The following is a 764-nucleotide window of genomic DNA, read 5'->3' on the forward strand; positions in this document are numbered from 1 at the left end:
ACGACGCAGGGTCGTTTTGGGCGGGCGTTGTCGTTCAATGGGACGAATAGTTTGGTGACGGTGGAGCACAGTGCGTCGTTGGGGTTGAGTGATGGGATGACGCTCTCGGCGTGGGTGTATCCGACGGCACTGAAGAGCAACTTTACATCGGTCATCACGAAGGAGATGAGTGGTGGTCTGGCCTATGCCCTGCATTCCGACTCGCCGCGGCCGTCCGCTAATTTGCAGATTCGAATTGGGAACAACAATCGCTGGATTAGTGCAGGCAGTCAGCTTCCAGTTCGGACATGGACACATTTAGCGGCCACTCATGATGGTTCGAGTCAGGCGTTATTTGTTAATGGTGAGCAGGTGGTGCGCACCTCACATTCTGGGAATCTGGCTGTTTCGAACAATCCCCTGCGCATTGGCGGGAACACGGTCACGGCGGGGCGGGCCTTTGAGGGGGTGATTGATGAGGTCCGCATTCACAACCGGGCGTTGAGTGTGGCGGAGCTGGCGACGATGGCGGAGACGCCGGTGGCGTCGGGGGTTCCGGCGGAGCCGTTGCCGGTGGCGCCGGTAGCGGGTTTCAGTGTGGATGTGAGTAGTGGGACGGCGCCGTTGCGGGTTCGGTTTACGGATGGTTCGAGTGGGACGATCAGTACGCGGCAGTGGAGTTTTGGGGATGGTGGGAGCAGTGGTGCGGTGAATCCGGAGCACACCTATCAGGCGCCTGGGACCTACAGTGTGCAGTTGACGGTGACGGGGCCGGGAGGACAGGA

General features: G+C 59.9%; 1 protein-coding gene. It reads left to right on the plus strand.

The genetic code is table 11. From position 1 onward, the window contains the following. Window positions 1-96: 96 nt before the first annotated feature. On the plus strand, window positions 97-764 hold a 668-nt coding region (locus CKO25_RS20735; protein WP_242467801.1), incomplete at its 3' end, for a LamG-like jellyroll fold domain-containing protein.

Source organism: Thiocapsa imhoffii (assembly GCF_016583985.1).
GTDB lineage: Bacteria > Pseudomonadota > Gammaproteobacteria > Chromatiales > Chromatiaceae > Thiocapsa > Thiocapsa imhoffii.